This is a genomic window from Candidatus Enterococcus murrayae (assembly GCF_017315985.1).
GTDB lineage: Bacteria > Bacillota > Bacilli > Lactobacillales > Enterococcaceae > Enterococcus_A > Enterococcus_A murrayae.
The window spans coordinates 1-1,737 of the sequence record NZ_JAFLVR010000104.1; the positions used below are offsets into that span (position 1 = coordinate 1).

Annotated in this window: 2 protein-coding genes; one reads left to right on the forward strand and one right to left on the reverse strand. The window is 38.2% G+C overall.

Annotated elements, in window-relative coordinates; translation table 11 throughout:
* Positions 1 to 423: 423 nt before the first annotated feature.
* Complete coding sequence (locus JZO85_RS23250; protein ID WP_242550445.1) at positions 424 to 570, forward strand: hypothetical protein; 147 nt, start codon at positions 424 to 426, stop codon at positions 568 to 570.
* Between the two features lie 210 nt (positions 571 to 780).
* Here JZO85_RS23250 and JZO85_RS23010 read toward each other — a convergent pair whose 3' ends face one another.
* Positions 781 to 1,446, reverse strand: coding sequence for a CPBP family intramembrane glutamic endopeptidase (locus tag JZO85_RS23010; protein ID WP_207110119.1), 666 nt, complete (start codon positions 1,444 to 1,446; stop codon positions 781 to 783).
* Positions 1,447 to 1,737 lie beyond the last annotated feature (291 nt).

Consider the following 1,737-nt stretch of genomic DNA (forward strand, 5'->3'; position numbering starts at 1 on the left):
CTTCCCAAGCTTCCGTCGCGAGTTCGATTCTCGTCACCCGCTTCTTTTTTTAAAACACGACTGCTTTCTACCAACAAGCAGCCGTGTTTTTAGTATTTAATACTTTTCTTTCTACTGCCCCCTTGCTATTCAAACAGTGATTGATGTATGCTAAGGGTGATGTGAGGGGAAACCTTCACTTAGGGTAATTTATCCTGATTAAACCAACGTTTGTGGCTGAGCGTTGGTTTTTTTGCGTTGCTTTGAAAGCGGATTATGCAAAAAAGGATATTTTCAAATATAGTGAACTCAAACTGAGGTGCTTACTTTAATGAAGAGATTTATTTGTGTCATAAAATCGTTCTTTCTCATTTGACATTTACTAGAGTTCCTATAATTCAAGGAATATACTATGAGCTAATAATAAAAGAAGGAGGAGAGGAAATGATTTTTGAAGGAATTTATCGGTGGGTGAAACGAAGCCATATGTTTTTCTCTGTGCTGCTTTATGGTTTGAAAATACGTTTCTATTCTCGTTTACCTGCTGAAATCCCGAGCCGATTTGGGTGTAGTAGAGAGGTAAACAGCTGAGGAGATAAGGGAACCGTTTTTCCTTTTCGGATTGTTGGTAACAGTGATTAGTAAGAGTAACTATTCTGATTTGAACACGGAAATTCTGTTAGATAAAGTTGCTTTTAGTGGCTGCTTGCTGCTCGTCTCCTCAGTGAGTGCCTATCTCTTCTTTTTGTACTTGCAATTGTTGGAGTAAAAAGCTTCTATGAGGAGAGGTCAGGAGTGATTCTAAAAAAACTTTAGGAACAGTAGTAAGAGTGCCGGCAGCATTGAGTTCATAGTATTTAGCATCCAGTGAACGATGATCGAGCTCCAAATATTGCCTGAGAGCAAATAGATACCTCCAAAATATAGACCTAATACCATGTAAGGGATCATTGCATATACATTGCCGTTGAAATTGTTCCAATGAATCAAACCAAATAGAATACTTTGGACAAAAAACATCATGCGCCAGGTTTTACTAGAAAATTGCCCTAATAGTAAATAGCGAAAGGTCAGTTCCTCAGTAAAAGGAGCAATAAAAGGAATAACGGCAGCTAGCACTGTCCAGCTGGGACTAAGTATTTGTAAGGAGTCACCTGTAGGGGTGCGAAGCTGAAGAAGTTCGCTAGGAAGCATTCGACGTGTAGCCTGCAGTATCAAAAAAGCACCGACAACTAAAATAATACTCACTAGTAATCTAAGAAAAAGCTTTTGTCGATAATGATGCCATTGTTCTTTTAAAAAATCGTGAAATAACCAAATCATAAGCAAAGCACCGATTAAAACTAGCGCTGTTGAGGCAAGTAAAGTGACTTTGGGATTTTTACTTAAACGGAATAAGTGGGCACCGATCAATAATTCTAATGGAATGATCAAAAGGCCCCACTGTTGTTTTTGAATTGCTTTCATTTGTTATCCCCCATTTCTTTTTTAGTTTAAAAAAATAGGGGAAATGTGTAAAGCAATATGAAATAAGAGTAATTTTGTATATGAATGTTTTGGTATACTGATAATAAGGGAGGGAGTTTGTATTGGATTATCAAATGCAGAAAACGATGGGGAAGTGTTTTCGCAGTAAAGGGTCAAGTATTACTGGGCTCATTCGAATTTTGGGTAGTTGGTATGACTACAAAGTGATCAACGGGCAGCCGAAGCCTGAAGATATGCTGGAGGTCATCGACTTTACCAGTCGGGAATTGT